At 62.2% G+C, this 15,231-nt stretch carries 11 protein-coding genes; 7 read left to right on the top strand and 4 right to left on the bottom strand.

The window, feature by feature from the left end:
- Positions 1–3: 3 nt before the first annotated feature.
- Positions 4–1,647: a methyl-accepting chemotaxis protein gene (locus FB598_RS03170; protein WP_141912725.1), complete on the bottom strand. Its 1,644-nt coding sequence runs from the start codon at positions 1,645–1,647 to the stop codon at positions 4–6.
- 377 nt (positions 1,648–2,024) lie between these two features.
- Between FB598_RS03170 and FB598_RS03165 the strand changes: the two genes are divergently transcribed.
- From FB598_RS03165 to FB598_RS03155, 3 genes are all read left to right on the top strand, one after another.
- Positions 2,025–3,425, top strand: a complete 1,401-nt coding sequence (locus FB598_RS03165; protein WP_141912723.1) for a PLP-dependent aminotransferase family protein — start codon at positions 2,025–2,027, stop codon at positions 3,423–3,425.
- 145 nt (positions 3,426–3,570) lie between these two features.
- Positions 3,571–4,146: a hypothetical protein gene (locus tag FB598_RS03160; RefSeq protein ID WP_141912720.1), complete on the top strand. Its 576-nt coding sequence runs from the start codon at positions 3,571–3,573 to the stop codon at positions 4,144–4,146.
- Positions 4,147–4,891: 745 nt separating this feature from the next.
- Positions 4,892–5,875 (top strand): porin, encoded by a 984-nt coding sequence (locus FB598_RS03155; RefSeq protein ID WP_141912718.1) that lies wholly within the window; start codon positions 4,892–4,894, stop codon positions 5,873–5,875.
- Between the two features lie 416 nt (positions 5,876–6,291).
- Here the strand turns inward: FB598_RS03155 and FB598_RS03150 are convergent, their stop codons facing one another.
- The 3 genes from FB598_RS03150 to FB598_RS03140 all read right to left on the bottom strand — a co-directional run bounded on the left by FB598_RS03150 (position 6,292) and on the right by FB598_RS03140 (position 10,803).
- Positions 6,292–7,296, bottom strand: a complete 1,005-nt coding sequence (locus FB598_RS03150) for a two-component system response regulator (RefSeq protein ID WP_141912715.1) — start codon at positions 7,294–7,296, stop codon at positions 6,292–6,294.
- 39 nt (positions 7,297–7,335) lie between these two features.
- Complete coding sequence (locus tag FB598_RS03145; RefSeq protein ID WP_183405754.1) at positions 7,336–10,278, bottom strand: MHYT domain-containing protein; 2,943 nt, start codon at positions 10,276–10,278, stop codon at positions 7,336–7,338.
- Between the two features lie 210 nt (positions 10,279–10,488).
- Positions 10,489–10,803, bottom strand: a complete 315-nt coding sequence (locus FB598_RS03140; protein ID WP_141912713.1) for a hypothetical protein — start codon at positions 10,801–10,803, stop codon at positions 10,489–10,491.
- A 131-nt stretch (positions 10,804–10,934) separates the two neighbouring features.
- Between FB598_RS03140 and FB598_RS03135 the strand changes: the two genes are divergently transcribed.
- From FB598_RS03135 to FB598_RS03120, 4 genes are all read left to right on the top strand, one after another.
- Entirely contained in the window at positions 10,935–12,983 is a 2,049-nt protein-coding gene (locus FB598_RS03135) for a bifunctional diguanylate cyclase/phosphodiesterase (RefSeq protein WP_255463905.1), read from the top strand.
- Positions 12,984–13,364: 381 nt separating this feature from the next.
- Positions 13,365–13,865, top strand: coding sequence for a rhodanese-like domain-containing protein (locus FB598_RS03130; RefSeq protein ID WP_141912709.1), 501 nt, complete (start codon positions 13,365–13,367; stop codon positions 13,863–13,865).
- A gap of 68 nt (positions 13,866–13,933) precedes the next feature.
- Positions 13,934–14,860, top strand: a complete 927-nt coding sequence (gene epsC / locus FB598_RS03125) for a serine O-acetyltransferase EpsC (RefSeq protein WP_141912706.1) — start codon at positions 13,934–13,936, stop codon at positions 14,858–14,860.
- Positions 14,861–14,871: 11 nt separating this feature from the next.
- Positions 14,872–15,192: a helix-turn-helix domain-containing protein gene (locus tag FB598_RS03120; RefSeq protein ID WP_255463906.1), complete on the top strand. Its 321-nt coding sequence runs from the start codon at positions 14,872–14,874 to the stop codon at positions 15,190–15,192.
- Positions 15,193–15,231 lie beyond the last annotated feature (39 nt).

Genomic DNA, 15,231 nt, shown 5'->3' with positions numbered 1-15,231 from the left:
CAATCAAGCCTGCAGCAACGCCCTCTTGCGCCCCAGCAACGGCAACCGCCTGCCGGAAACAGCAGCCGCCTCAACCTCCGGCAACCCCGACTCCCCACTGCCGTCCACCTGGAACACACTGACCAGTTGGGTAAGATTCCCGGCCTGGCCCCGCATGGAAGCCGCCGCCGCCGCTGCCTGCTCAACCAGCGCGGCATTCTGCTGAGTCACATCATCCAGTTGCGCGATCGCATCGTTGACCTGCTGGATCCCTTCGCTCTGCTCGGCACTCGCAACGCTGATCTCATTGACGATGGCGTTGACGTGCTGCACGCTCTCGACGACGCGCGTCATGGTCGCCCCGGCTTGCTCCACCAACGCGCTGCCGGCGCCGACCTTGTTCACGGAATCGTCGATCAGCGTCTTGATCTCCTTGGCGGCGGCCGCCGAACGTTGCGCCAGCGAACGCACTTCAGACGCCACCACCGCGAAACCGCGCCCCTGCTCGCCGGCGCGCGCCGCTTCCACCGCGGCGTTGAGCGCCAGGATATTGGTCTGGAAAGCGATGCCGTCGATCACGCTGATGATGTCCACTATCTTCTTCGACGAATCGTTGATCTCATCCATCGTCTCCACCACGCGCCCCACCACCGCGCCGCCTTCGCCGGCAATGCCGGAGGCGGCAGCCGCCAGGCGGCTGGCCTCGCGCGCGTTGTCGGCATTGGTGCGCACGGTGGAAATCAGTTCTTCCATGGCGGAGGCCGTTTCCTCCAGCGCGCCGGCCTGCTGTTCGGTGCGCGCCGACAAGTCCTGGTTGCCTTCGGCGATCTCGCCCGAGGCGGTGGCAATGGCATCGGTACCCTGCCGCACGCGGGTGACGATGCCGCGCAGGCGGCCGTTCATCTCCATCAGCGAACCGAGCAACTGGCCAACCTCGTCACGCGAGCGGATCTCGATGTGCGCCGTCAGGTCGCCCTCGGCCACGCGCCTGGACAAGGCCACCGCCTGCTTCAGCGGATGCACGATGCCGCGCGTGAGCACCCAGGCGCACAGCACGCCGAACAACAGCGCGGCGGCTTCCAGCGCCATCAGCAGGATGCGGCTTTGCTTCGCGACCTGCTCGATGTTCGACGATGCCAGGTCGATCTCGCTTTGTTCCGCCTTCAACAGCTTCTGCATCGTCGCCTGGTATTTCTTGGCCATCGGCATGAACTCCTGGATCAGCACGTTGTTGGCGCCGTCCTGGTCGCCGGTGGACTTCATGTCCATCATGTTCAGGTAAATCGACTTGTAATTTTTCTGCAAGCCTTCGATCTCGGCGTACAGCGACTTCTCTTCATCGGAGGCAAACAGCTGCGCCAACTCCTTCTGCAGCTCGGCGCTTTCCTTGCCGGAAGCCAGTTCCTCGTTGAGGAAGTAGTTGTTCAGCGTCGGATCGGTACTGCGCGACATGGCGATGGTGCGCAGGATGGCCGCGCGCAGGTTGCCGTACCAGGCGGAAATCAGGCGCTCCTTGCGCACCGATTGCGTCACCATCTGGTGTGTCACGTCGGTGACCACCTGCAGGCGCCACACGCCGATCGCCATGATCAGGATCGACAGCGCCAGCACCACCGCGAAACCGATCGCGAGGCGGCCGCCAATTCTCATGTTCGAAAAAACCTTCATTTGTACATCCCCTTCATTGACTGTTGTCCGACGGCCCCCGATACCGCCGCCCCAAATATTTTCAGCAAGAAATGTACCCGCCATGCGAGCGGCAAGCCCGTGAGGATGCCGCCATCCCGCAGGATGGAAAAGTCCACCGCGGGCGCATGGGCTACTGGCAGGTCGTGGTGATCGTTCCGCAGACAGGCCCCCTGTTCTCAATACTTGGCATGAAGCTTGCAAATAGCTGACAACCTATATTCGCGGCCGTGCCGCGCGGCGGCTTGCGCCGTTGAAAAAAAACCATCATCTGTATTGCCCTCACGGCAGTACAGCCATTCTCGCCGCCCGATTCTGCACAGGCGCATTCGACAACACCTCAACGCAAAAGGAATTCAATGGCGCTGGTCAGGATTTCCGGAAGTTCGGAGCTCTCGCTGGTAGAACAGATCGTCGGACAAATGAAGCAACTGATCGACAACGGCGTGGTGCGCAACGGCAGTCGCGCGGTGTCGATCCGCTGCTTTGCGCGCGACCACAAGATCAGCGCCCACACCGTGGCCGAAGCCTACGCGCGGCTGGTCGCACATGGTTATTACCAGTCCCGGCCGCGCAGCGGGTTCTTCGTCTCCCGCCCGCAGGTCTACGCGCACAGCAGCGATGCGGCTGAAGACGGCGCGATGGAACCCGACCACCTGTGGCAGTTGCGCTCTCACTTCACCATGCGCCACGACCGGCTGGGCGCATCCAGCGGCCGCATGCCATCGGACTGGCTGGATATCGACCTGATCCGCAGCGGCATGAAATCACTGGCGGCCAAGGCCGACACCAGCCTGGCGCAATATGGCGATCCCTACGGCTATGCGCCGCTGCGCGGCCTGCTGCAGACGCGGCTACTGGGTCTGGGCATTCACACCCAGCCGGAGCAGATCCTGCTGACCAGCGGCGCCACACAGGCAGCCGACCTGGTGATGCGCTGCTTCCTCAAGCGCGGCGATCGGGTACTGGTGGAGGATCCCGGCTACTTCAACCTGTTCAGCAACTTGCACCTGCACGGCATCCGGCCTGTTCCCGTGCCGCGCAAGGCCGATGGCCCCGACCTCGACATGCTCGACGCGCTGGCGCGCGAACACCGGCCGGCGATGATGTTCGTGCAGTCCATGCTGCATGCGCCGACCGGCTCCAGCCTCTCGCCGGCCAACGCACACCGCCTGCTGAAGCTGGCCGAACAGCACGACTTCCGCATCGTCGAAAATGATGTCTACTGCGACATGCTGGGCCTGACGCTGCCGCGCCTGGCCACGCTGGACCAGTTGGCGCGCGTGTTCTATGTCGGCAGCTTTTCCAAGACCCTGTCATCGGCCACGCGCGTGGGCTTCATCGCTGGTGCGGCGCAGTTCGTGGACGAGCTGTGCAGCCACAAGATGGTGGCCAGCATCACCGGCAGCCAGGTCGACGAACGCCTGGTCTACCATGCGCTGAGCGAAGGCCAGTACCGGCGCAGCGTCGAGCGCATGCGCTATCGCCTGGCCAATGCCCTGCAGATGGCCGGTGACATGCTGGAAGAACAGGGATTCGAAATCTTCTGCCGCCCGCTGGGGGGCAAGTTCGTGTGGGCGCGCCACCTTCAGATCGACGACTCGGAAGATATCTGGCGCCGCGCCGCCCAGGCCGGCATCCTGATCGCGCCGGGCAAGGTGTTCCGCAACCATCTCCAGGCCACCCCCTGGTTCCGCCTCAATGTCGCCTATTGCACGGAACCTGCGCTGCTCAATTTCCTCCGTGGCCTGCGGGCCTGAAGCATGGGCGATTCCCGCGCCGTGGCAAGCGCTTGATGTAATCGGCACCTGCCTGTGCCGAAAACGCAATTCCACCTGCCTCCCCACTTCTATACTGCACACGCATCGCAGTAAAGCCGACGCGAACACGCTATGCCTGGAAGGCATGGACTCTATGCAAAGAGAGTCATTTTCAAGCATGGCCCGCGCGCCTACACTTACCTCAATTTCAATCGTTCCGTCGCAGCCGCAAAGCTGTGCGGCGGCCACCTTATCTGTGGAGGACGGCGTGCCACCTTCGTCAATGCATCAACATGCCCTCGCGCCGCAAGCACGCCTGGCATCGAACCGCATGCGCGCGCCGCTGCGCCTGCGATTCGGTTTTCCGCGCGTGTATCTGGTGAAAATGCTTCAGCGGAAAATCGCCGAGCAGCTCTACATCGGCAGCGAAGCCTGTGCCATCGGCATGCGCGACGAAGATGGGAGATTCCTCACACTGGCAGACGGCGATGAATTCGACGGCCCTGACTTCACATTGCGGCTCATCTACGCGATCGGATCGCAACGGGTATTCGACCATGGCATCGATGTCAGCATCGGCATCCTGTTGGGTTGCTACGTGCTGACCGTACGCGACCAGCGCTTCAACATCGGCTTCATCCCGACGCTGGATGAAGCGATGCTGACCACCGCGGTGCGCTGGATCATCCGCAATCTCGATACGGCAGCGCTGGCGCGCTGACCATCACCGGTTCCCTGGCGACTTTTACGAGTCACCCTCTGTTACCGCGCCTTAGGGCGCGGTTTTTTTTGCGATCGATGCCAACACGATGGTGCATGGCGTGCGCGTTTCCAGTGCGCCTTCGCATGCTTTTCATGCACGCCTGGAGATGCCTCCAAGAGCGACTCTCTTCTTGTTCCGTTTCACCACGCCTCGCCTCGACCGGGCCCGAATAATTTTTTATAACATTGTTGTTTCACCGCCACTGGCGCGCAAGAAAATTCATCACGCGCGGCATCCCTTCCTCCTGCCATTGCACCTTCTGTATTGCCCGCCGCCGGCAATCTGTATGCGACCGCCCGCCCCTCCGGCCACCACGCTCTTCTCCTTGCGAGTCCGCCCGGCGCGCTGCGGCTCATTGCCGCAGATGCGCGAGCAAAACCGGATAACTGCCATACAAGTCACGGCGCGCCTGCGCATCGCCTCGTCCACCCGGCTGTACTGATTCGCCGCCAATACAGCAATGGCAAATCGCTGGCGATCTGTCTATCGCTGCATTCCGGCTCGCTCCCTACCATTGCTTCAACAAAAAATCATTCGGGGGAATGCAGTGATTCCGGGCCATCGCCGATGCGACGGCCGCACCAGGCAGTTTCCGCGGCTGCGAGGCCGCGGATGACCGCGCATGTCGCATGTGTCGCCATATCCGGGTCGCCGGACGGGACGCTTGCAGCACTCACACGACGTTCAACTCACAGGGGTAAAAATGAAAAAATCACTGTTGGCATTCGCCGCACTCGCATCCATCACCGGCGTCGCATCGGCACAAAGCAGCGTCACCATCTATGGCGTGGTCGACATGGGCCTGAAAGTGGAAAACGCCGGCTCCGGCACCCGCTTGTCCCTGGATAGCGGCAACCAAAGCGGCAGCCGCATCGGCTTCAAGGGCAGCGAGGATCTGGGCGGCGGCCTGAAGGCCAACTTCGTGCTGGAGTCCGGCTTCAACGCCGACACCGGCGCCATGGGCGCAGCTGGCGTGCTGTTCAACCGCCAGTCCTACGTCAGCCTGTCGGGCGGCTTCGGTGAAGTCAAACTCGGCCGCACCCAGACCATGGTCTACTCCAACGCATCGGTGTTCGATCCGTTCGGCGACACGCTGGCCGGCGACTCCGCGCGCATCTTCAACTATGGCGGCAGCCGCACCGACAATACCGTCAACTACAGCTACTCCGCCGCCAACGGCGTGAACGGCCAGGTTGCCTACAGCTTCGGTGAAGTGGCCGGCGACAACAGCGCCAACCGCACCATGGCCGGCGCAATCGGCTACGCTGCCGGCCCGCTCGCAGTAGTGCTGACCCACCAGAACACCAAGAACGCCACCGGCTCCGATGCCGCCAAGACCACTCTGCTGGGCGGCAACTACAACTTCGGCCTGCTGCAACCCTTTGTCGCCTACGCGATCAACAAGGGCGTCGGCACACTGGACACCCGCGATGCCCTGCTCGGCCTGAACATCAACGTCACGCCCAACGACGTCATCATGACCTCGCTGATGCACAAGTACGACAAGTCCGCCGACCACCGCGACGCCACCCAGATCGCGCTGGGCTACAGCCACAACCTGTCCAAGCGCACCAACCTGTACACCAGCTGGTCGCGCCTGTCGAACAACTACGCCGTCAACTACAAGGCTGACCGCAACGGCTCCGCCGACAACCTGTTCAATGTCGGCATCCGCCACAAGTTTTGATGCCTGAGCGCCGCCGCACAAACGGCGGCCCTTGCATCCTTCGCAGTTCTTGAGGGGCCGCGCCGCCCGAACACCGGTGGCGCGGCCTGCAGTGCCGGCAGTGATTGATGCGAACAAGTCACTGCTTTTCATGTCCGGCTGGGCCTCTGGCGCAACCGGACTTTTTTCGCCGCCGGGCTCGCAGCAGACTACTGGCCCGCACCTCGCGAGAAAGTCCCGGCATGTGCGCCAACAAATTGTCAACAAATGGCAACGGCCTCCAGCGAGGCGCCGATGTTCCTGGCGGAATAAAAAAAGACGATGGAAAATTCCACCGTCTTTTTTATTGCCATGGCATGCGCACATGCCGTCACGCCTGCGTCCGCTTCATGCCGGCATCCTGCGCCATCGCCTCCTGGCAATCGACAGATGCGCGCTCAGACGGCGACATCCATCGGGTCGCTCCAGCGCGCCTTGATCTCAAGAATCTCCGGCAGGCATTCGATGAATAGCGGCACCAGTTCGGGATCGAAGTGCCTGCCGCTTTCGCGCCGGATCAGATCCAGCGCATCGTCGACCGACCAGGCGGATTTGTACGGCCTTGCGCTGGTCAGGGCATCGAACACATCGGCGATAGCGATGATGCGCGCCGCCTGCGGGATGTCGTTGCCGGACAAGCCGTTCGGATAGCCGCTGCCGTCCCATTTCTCATGATGGTACAGGGCGATGAGCCTGGCCGTCTTCAGCAAGCCGGAAGCATGCTCGCCGATGATGTCCGCACCGATGCGCGCATGCTGCTGCATGATGAACCACTCTTCCGGCTCAAGCTTGCCGGGCTTCTGCAGGATCGCGTCGGGAATGCCGATCTTGCCCACATCGTGCATCGGCGCCGCATGCAGCAGCTCCTCTGCTTCGGCCTCGCCATAGCCGGCGCGCAGCGCCAGGGTTTTCGCATAGTGACTCATGCGGATGACATGCATGCCGGTTTCGTTATCCTTGTATTCGGCGGCCATGCCCAGGCATTGCACCACCTGCAGCCGGGTCTCCCGCAGCACGTCCAGCTGCACCAGCGACAGTTGGCTCTTGACGCGCGCCTTGACGATGATCGGGCTGAACGGCTTGGTGATGTAGTCCACCGCGCCCAGGTCGAAGCCCATCTGCTCATCGGATACCTGGTTCAATGCCGTAATGAAAATGACCGGGATCGACTGGGTCGCCGGCGCGCTCTTGAGCACCTTGCAAACGTCGTAGCCGGTCATGCCCGGCATCATCACATCCAGCAGGATCAGGTCGACCTTTTCGGTCTGCGCCAATTGCAGCGCCTTTTCCCCGTCCCGGGAAAACAGGAGCCGATATTCGTCCTGCAGCGTATGCTTGAGGACTTGCAGGTTGGTAGGCTCGTCGTCTACCAGCAAGATGCATTTTCGTTCTTCGTTTTTCATAGCCTTGTGCTCTTCAACATGGTCGTCCGCCCCGGCTTCTTATACGGCGGGCGGCTGCTCCGCCTTGAGTGATTCGATCAGTTTTCCAAGCTGTTCATCGGCGCTCTCGAAATCGAACGATTCGATGGCGTCATGGATCGAATTGCGAACTCCGACCTCGCCATTCTCGATCAGCCAGTTGCTGATCTTGTCGAAATTGTCTTCATCGAGTTCACCATGCCGCAAGCTCTTGCTCAGCTGTTCCAGCGCGGCGGCGATATCGGCAGGATCGGCCGGGCTGCCGCCAGCGGCCGCGATCTGCGAGGAGGACCATTGCTGCTCCTGCAACACGCTCTTGACCAGGTCCAGCTGCTCCCGCAACGCTTGCAACTGCCCGAACCAGTCTTCGGCGGGGCCGTCGGTTCCCCGTTCCAGAATGCCGCTCAGGTTCGCCACGGCACTCAAGCCCAGGTTGGCGGCCGCGCCGCGAATGCCATGCAGGCTCTTGGCCGTCAACGCCCAGTCCACCGTATCCGCGGACGCATCCCGGGGCGGCAGCGGATGGCGTTTCTCGACCTCGGCCAGGAAGCGGAAAATGGCTTCGGCCATGCGTTCCCTGGTACGCCACAACTGTTCTCCCCTGGCCCAATCGATCACCTTGTCCTGGCCGTCCTGGAGGTCGATCATGACCCGCTCGCCGGGCGCCACTTTCAGCACGCGCGCAATTTCGGCACGCAGCTTGGGAATATCGAAAGGCTTGCTGGCGAAGCCGTTCATGCCCGCCGCCTGCGCCGCTTTGCGGTCGGCCTCCATGACACTGGCGGTCAAGGCGATGATCGGCGTCTTGTCGCGCCCCTGCCGGGCTTCCTCGACGCGAATGCGGCGGGTGGCCTCCAGGCCATCCACGTTCGGCATATGCACATCCATCAGCACCAGGTCGTAGCGGCCCGCGAAGAACAGTTCTATCACCTGGGTGCCGTCGCTGGCGGCCGTCACCGTATGGCCGGCTTCTTCCAGCAAGAGCGTGAGCAGCTCCACATTCTGGGGAACGTCATCGGCAATCAGCACATTCAATGCCGGCAGCTTGCTGATGCCCAGTGCATTTGCCTGGAACGCCGGCTTATCGCCGGGCTTGAGCGGAAGCGACAGCCTGAAGACGCTGCCTTTGCCCAATTCGCTTTGCGCCGAAATCGTTCCTTCCATCAATTCGATCAACTGGCTGGCAATCGTGGTGCCCAAACCCGTCCCGCCGAAGCGGCGGCTGATGGAGGCGTCGGCCTGCGAGAACGGGTCGAAGATGCGGCTCAACTGTTCCGGCGTCATGCCGATGCCGGTATCCCACACTTCGATGCCGACGCCATCGCCGTCCCGGAAAAGATGCAGGCGTACCGTGCCTTGCTGGGTAAATTTGATGGCGTTGCCGAGCAAGTTGGTCAATACCTGCTGGATCCGCAGCGGATCGCCCTTGAAATACTCCGGCATGCCCTCGGCGTAATCGAGGATCAGGTTCAGTTTCTTCTTTTCGGCATTGAGCCGCAGGGAAGTCACGATTTGCTGCGCCACTTCCAGCAGGGAAAAGTCGATGCTCTCCAGCGTCACGCCGCCCTTTTCCAGCTTGGTGGTATCGAGGATGTCGTTGATCAGGCCCAGCAGCGAGCGCGCCGACTGGTGCACCGTGGTCATGTGGGCGCGTTGCGTGGCGCTCAACTCCCCCTTGAGCAGCAGCTCCGAGAATCCGATCACGGCATTCATCGGAGTGCGGATCTCATGGCTCATGTTGGCCAGGAAGGTGGTCTTGGCCGCCGCGGCCTGTTCGGCCTTTTCCGCGGCTTCGCGCAACGATGCCTCCAGCGCCCGGCGCTCGCTGATGTCGGTCACGAAGCCGACGAACAGGGGCGTTCCCGGCAGGTCGACCTGCCCCACGGCCAGGCGCACGGGAATCAGCTTGCCGCTCTTGTGCAGCGCGGTCACCTCGCGCCCCTGGCCGATGATCTTGGCGAATCCGGTAGCCAGGAAATTCTTCAGGTAACCGTCGTGGCGCGACTGGTCCGGTTCCGGCATCAGTATCTTGATGTTCTTGCCCAGCACCTCATCGGCCGACCATCCGAACAGGCGTTCGGCCGAGCGGTTCATCGCTTGCACCGTGCCCTTGCTGTCGATGGTGATGATCCCGTCGACCGCCGTCTCGACGATGGCGCGGATGCGCGACTCGCTCTCCTTCATCATCTGGAATGTCTGCTTGTAACGCATCATCCCATTGGCCGCCGTCACCAGTATCGTCACGGTAATGGTGAACATGGAAAGCGCCAGCGAGGCAAATGTCGTGCTGATGAGGATCCCGCCATGCTGGGTGTCGGGCGAGCCGATGAAACGGGCCGCGCTCATGCCGGTGTAATGCATGCCGCAAATCGCCAGGCCCATGATGCAACCGCTGATGACCAGGCGCGTGAGGCGCTGCATCCGGATGCCTTGCAGCTTGAAGCGCACGCCCAGGGAGATCGTCGCCAGGACCACGGCCACCAGGATGGACAGGGAGAAATACAGGGGGTCGTAACGCAAGACGGCCGACATCCGCATGGCCGCCATGCCGGTGTAATGCATGGTGCCGATACCGGCGCCCATCAGCACGCCGCCGGCCAACAGTTGCAGCATGGATACATTGTCCCGCGACAACATGCTCAATGCCACCCATGAGGCGGCCAGCGCCGGGACGATCGACAACGCCGTGATCCCCAGGCTGTAATCCACCGACACGCACAGATCGAATGCCAGCATGCCGATGAAATGCATCGTCCAGATGCCGCCCCCCAATGCGATGGCGCCCGTGGCGATGGCGACCTGCCGGTGCAGCCGCTGGGTGCTATGCCTTGCCACATAAGCGGTTTGCAAGGCCATGGTGGCCGAAAACATCGACACGAACAACGACAGCAGTACCAGCCCCGGACTGTAAGTGCCTTGTAGAACATCCCCGCCATTCAAGGCACTAAAAAAGAAATTGCCCATCCGCCTTCTTCCCCCGACACATCAAAAGTTCACATATTTTGTGACATTCTATCCATTAATTGCCAACCCATTGTTCCAATAACGCTATCGGCATGGCAGGCCCGGCGCACGACATGGCCTGGGAGACATGTTCGTGCGAACCTTCATTCCCGGCGCCCATTGGGCATGACTTTCGGATACTTCTCAGGCATGATTCGGAAAACAAAAAAATCAGCCGATGCGCAGCACCACGCGCCTTGGCGATAACGAGCGCCATGTCCCCGTCTTGTTTTCCATGTTTCTCCGGAACCCAATGCGGGCATTCCTGATGGACTGCCCGCCCGCGACAACACATCCTTTGTCGCGCCGGGAGACCCAAGCAGGAGACATGCGATTGAGACAAACAACAAAGGGAAAAACCCGGCGCATCTGAGTTAACAAAGGCCAAACCGCAAAGGGAAATGCCTGCACATCCGAGTTGTGTGCGGCGGCATCCGATGCGGCGCCCAATATGATCCATTGCCACCGCAGCAATGTTCCGTTCATGTGTTACCGGTTCGACGGCAAGAGCGCAATCAGTGTGGAAAACAACCATGTCCGTGCCTATCAGCGATACTCACGATCTTCCTGTCACCTCCCAGGCATATTTTCCGCCACGACACGCAAGAAACCGCACCTTGCCCGAACGCAGCTCGCGCCATTTCCATGAACAGGCGCTGGTTGGCGTTTACATGGTCGATGCGGTGGGCAACGTGCTGTACGCCAACCCCAAAATGGCGGATATCCTGGGCTACGGCCATGCGGAGGCGATGATCGGATTGCCGTTTCCAGAGCTGGTCGCGCCGGAAGACCTGGCGCAGGTCCAGGCGCACCACCGGCAATTGCTGGAAGGCGCGCGCAGCCACGTCCGCCATACGCGCCGCATGGTCGGCCAGGATGGCGTCCGGCGCTGGGTGGATGTACATGGCAGCGTGGATGAGCTTGACGGCCGCACGGTCCTGATTGAAATGGCGCTGGATGTCCACGAGCAGGTGCAGGCGGCGTGGCATTCGCGCCTGGCCGACCGGGTGTTCGAATCGGCCAGCGAGGGCATCCTCATCACCGATGAACAGTTCCGCATCCTGACGGTCAACCCGGCCTTCACCCGGATTACCGGTTACGGCATCGATGAGGCGCTCGGCAAGCATTCGCGCATGATGACCGGCCCCAGCTCCCGCACCGGCGTCAACCGCAGCATGCTGGAACAACTGGCCTCCATCGGGAACTGGCAAGGCGAAATGATGGACCGACGCAAGGACGGCACCTGGTACCCGGCCTGGCTGTCGATCTCGACCATCCGCGGCAATCACGATGCCATTTCACATTATGTGGGCGTCTTCACCGACAACACCATCCGCAAGGAAGCGGAAAACAAGCTGGCCTACCTGGCCGAGCATGACAGCCTGACGGGACTGCTCAACCGCAACAGCCTCATGCGCATCCTTTCCGAAAAGATCGGCAGCGCAGAACAATGCGATCGGCAGCTGGTGCTTTTTTTCATCGATTTCGACCGGTTCAAATCCGTCAACGATACGCTGGGCCACCATTCCGGCGACCAATTGCTGGTTGCCGCGACCGAACGACTGCGCCGGCAATTGCGGCAACAGGATGTGCTGGCGCGCTTCGGCGGGGATGAGTTCATCGTGGTGCTCGATGATGCCGCCTCGGAAGGCATGGCGGCCGAGTTGGCGCAACGCCTCATGTCCGACATGGCCGAACCGTTTTTCATCAACGGCCACAAGATATTCATGAGCGCCAGCATCGGTTGCGCGATTTATCCGCAACATGGCAAGGATGCCATGACCATGCTCAAAAACGCCGATATCGCCATGTACCGTGCGAAAGAACGCGGGAAGAACGCCTTCCAGCTGTTCAACAAGGAAATGAGCGACCATGCGCTGGAGCAGATGCTGCTGGAAAACAGCTTGCGGCACGCCCTGGAACGGCAGGAGTTCGAGCTGTTTTACCAGCCGCAGTTCGGCGCCGCCGACAACCGGCTGTGCGGCATGGAAGCGCTGGTGCGCTGGCGCCATCCGTCCCGCGGACTGGTGGCGCCGGGGCTGTTCATCAGCCTGGCAGAACAAACCGGGCTGATCGTTCCGCTGGGGGGCTGGATTTTGCGGGAAGCCTGCCGGCAGGGCAAAGCCTGGCTGGATCGCGGGTATCGTTTCGGGCGCATTGCCGTGAACCTGTCGCCGTGCCAATTCCTGTCCGACGATCTTCCCGCCGCCATCGACGCCGCGCTGGCGCAAAGCGGCCTGCCGCCCTCCCTGCTGGAACTGGAGATCACCGAGAGCGCAATCATGCAAAACCAGCAGGCGGCCACGGCGCTGCTCAAGCGCATGCGCGAACTGGGCGTGGCCATTTCGGTCGATGATTTTGGCACGGGCTATTCATCCCTGGCGAGCCTGAAGCAATATCCGCTCGACACGCTCAAGATCGACCGCAGCTTCGTCAAGGACATTCCCCATGACGCCGACAACGTCGCCATTACCGAAGCCATCATCGCCATCGCGCATAAGCTGCGCCTGCGAGTGGTGGCCGAAGGCGTCGAGTCCGAGGAGCAGAATGCCTTTTTGCGCTCGGCCGGCTGCGATATCATCCAGGGCTACCTGCACGCGCATCCATTGGCGCCAGCTGAAATCGAAAACCGCTGGCTCGCAGACAAGCGCAGCGTGGCATGTTGACGGTCGGCGCCAGCCCCGCCCCATCGCTCCCCCGGATGCGACAGCGGCCGGGGCGCTGATCCAAGCGGCCGGCCCTCGCATGCGCCAGGACAGGCAAGCCGGCCGGAGTCGCGCTCCCGCCACTGCAGTTGCGCCCGATCCCGATCGGGCGCCATGCCGCCGCCATGGCGGCATGGATCAAGGCGCAAGGCTTCCCCGATAGCCGGCGGCAAGCAGCATGGGTACACCGCCTTATGCGTTTTACTTCTTTCAAGCCTCCCTTTTATTCGTTCGCTTTCTTCTCCCGTGGTTTTAGAGTGGCCCCATGAATTGCCGTCTATAACCACCAATTCCGGGACTGCTTTCGCAACGGCAGCACCCCTTGCATCAGGAGAATTCGCGATGTCACCAGGCTCCCCCCTCAGCGCCGTCCCGGCGAAACTTGCCGCCCCGCTCGAACTGCCGCAGGAACTGGCCGCCATCCGCGACCAGGCGGCCGCCGCCGGCCTGCCTTACGCCGGCGGCGTGACGCCGCAGGCCGCATGGGCGCTGTTCTCGGCCGGCAAGGCATTGCTGGTGGACGTGCGCACCGCCGAAGAACGCAAGTTCGTCGGCCATGTCCCCGGCAGCGCCCATGTCGCCTGGGCCACCGGCACCTCGCTGTCGCGCAATCCCCGTTTCGTGCGCGAACTGGAAAGCAAGATCGGCGGCAAGGAGGTGCCCACCCTGCTGCTGTGCCGCAGCGGCAAGCGTTCGGCGGCAGCGGCACAAGCCGCCGCCAAGGCCGGGCTGACCTGTATTTTCAATGTGCTGGAAGGCTTCGAAGGCGAGATCGACGAACAACTCCAGCGCGGAAAAGCCGATGGCTGGCGCTTCCATGGCTTGCCCTGGCTACAGGACTAGGATCGGGACTAGGACCGGGACTAGGGTAAGCACGCATCCGGCTGCACAACATATCTCACGAGGACCACGTGGCCAATTTCGATATCCACCAGATCGTCCAGTCGCTGCATGAAGCGCGTTTGGACTGGCGTCTCTCGCAACGGCGCAACAACGACGCCAATGGCCGTGAATTCCCCTCGCGCGACGCGCTGTCGACGATCGTCGACAGCCTCAAGGGCGTGCTGTTCCCGATGCGGCTGGGGCCGCCGGACTTGCGGCAGGAAAGCGAGAACTTCCACGTCGCCCACGCGCTCGACGCCGCCCTGCACAACCTGCTTGAGCAAGCCCGGCTGGAACTGAAATACAGCGCCAGCCTGCAAAACAAGGCCGTGCCGGAGCTCGATGCCGACGCCTTGCATGTGACGCGCGCCTTCGGCGCCTCGCTCCCGGATATCCGCAGCCTGCTCGACAGCGACGTGCTGGCCGCCTTCCATGGCGACCCGGCTGCGCGCAGCGTCGACGAGGTGCTGCTGTGCTACCCCGGCACGCTGGCGATGATCCACTACCGGCTGGCGCATCGCCTCTACCAGCTGGGCCTGCCGCTGCTGGCCCGCATCATCTCGGAACTGGCGCACAGCGCCACCGGTATCGATATCCACCCCGGCGCCCGCATCGGTTCGGGCTTCTTCATCGACCACGGCACCGGCGTGGTGATCGGCGAAACCGCCATCATCGGCAATAACGTGCGCATCTACCAGGCCGTCACGCTGGGCGCCAAGCGCTTTCCCACCGATGCCCAGGGTAAGCTGGAAAAGGGCAATGCGCGCCATCCGGTGGTCGAGGACGATGTCGTCATTTACGCCGGCGCCACTATCCTCGGCCGCATCACCCTGGGCCGCGGCGCAGTGATCGGCGGCAATGTCTGGCTGACCCACGATGTTCCGGCCGGGGCGCATATCTCGCAGGCGGCGTCGCGCGAAGAAGGCGCCGTGTTCACGGCCGCCGCCGCGGCATGACGGAGATCGACATGAACCCGGTTGCCGACAGGCCAGCGCTGCGCACCGAGGACGAGACGCTGTCCAGCGCGCTGGTCCAGAGCTTCGGCATCGGCGTGCGCCAGCTGCGGCGCGCGCGCGGCTGGTCGCAGGAGCGCCTGGCCGAAAACTCGAACCTGAACCGCTCCTACATCGGGGAGATCGAGCGCGGCACCGCGATCGCTTCTTTGGTGACTGTGGAAAAACTGGCCAATGCGCTCACCTTGTCGCCGTCCGAACTGGTGACGCGCGGTGAAAACATCAGTCAGCAGAATCTCGTGCGTGGTTTGAAATTGATGGCTATAGCATGTTGAGCCATCCCCTGCCAGCCACGACACTTTGAGCCGTCGCTT

Origin of the sequence: Herbaspirillum sp. SJZ106, assembly GCF_006715495.1 — a bacterium.
In the GTDB taxonomy this organism is placed as follows: domain Bacteria; phylum Pseudomonadota; class Gammaproteobacteria; order Burkholderiales; family Burkholderiaceae_D; genus Herbaspirillum.
This window is presented reverse-complemented; position numbering and strand designations above follow the sequence as displayed.

Excerpts from the sequence above, each read along its gene's own strand:
- FB598_RS03170 (WP_141912725.1), bottom strand. The coding sequence starts at position 1,647 with ATGAAGGTTTTTTCGAACATGAGAATTGGCGGCCGCCTCGCGATCGGT.
- FB598_RS03165 (WP_141912723.1), top strand. The coding sequence starts at position 2,025 with ATGGCGCTGGTCAGGATTTCCGGAAGTTCGGAGCTCTCGCTGGTAGAA.
- FB598_RS03160 (WP_141912720.1), top strand. The coding sequence starts at position 3,571 with ATGGACTCTATGCAAAGAGAGTCATTTTCAAGCATGGCCCGCGCGCCT.
- FB598_RS03155 (WP_141912718.1), top strand. The coding sequence starts at position 4,892 with ATGAAAAAATCACTGTTGGCATTCGCCGCACTCGCATCCATCACCGGC.
- FB598_RS03150 (WP_141912715.1), bottom strand. The coding sequence starts at position 7,296 with ATGAAAAACGAAGAACGAAAATGCATCTTGCTGGTAGACGACGAGCCT.
- FB598_RS03145 (WP_183405754.1), bottom strand. The coding sequence starts at position 10,278 with ATGGGCAATTTCTTTTTTAGTGCCTTGAATGGCGGGGATGTTCTACAA.
- FB598_RS03140 (WP_141912713.1), bottom strand. The coding sequence starts at position 10,803 with ATGAACGGAACATTGCTGCGGTGGCAATGGATCATATTGGGCGCCGCA.
- FB598_RS03130 (WP_141912709.1), top strand. The coding sequence starts at position 13,365 with ATGTCACCAGGCTCCCCCCTCAGCGCCGTCCCGGCGAAACTTGCCGCC.
- FB598_RS03120 (WP_255463906.1), top strand. The coding sequence starts at position 14,872 with ATGAACCCGGTTGCCGACAGGCCAGCGCTGCGCACCGAGGACGAGACG.